The following is a 255-nucleotide window of genomic DNA, read 5'->3' on the forward strand; positions in this document are numbered from 1 at the left end:
GAAGCCCAGCTTGCTGGGTGGATTAGTGGCGAACGGGTGAGTAACACGTGAGTAACCTGCCCTTGACTCTAGGATAAGCCCGGGAAACTGGGTCTAATACTGGATAGGAACGTCTACCGCATGGTGGATGTTGGAAAGAATTTCGGTCATGGATGGACTCGCGGCCTATCAGCTTGTTGGTGAGGTAATGGCTCACCAAGGCGACGACGGGTAGCCGGCCTGAGAGGGTGACCGGCCACACTGGGACTGAGACAC

Annotated in this window: 1 rRNA gene; it reads left to right on the forward strand. The window is 56.1% G+C overall.

Features of this window, described 5'->3' with window-relative positions:
• A 16S ribosomal RNA gene (locus NJC10_RS11285) occupies positions 1-255 on the forward strand; the annotation flags it as partial.

Origin of the sequence: Micrococcus sp. M4NT (assembly GCF_033790745.1) — a bacterium.
Classification (GTDB): Bacteria; Actinomycetota; Actinomycetes; order Actinomycetales; family Micrococcaceae; genus Micrococcus.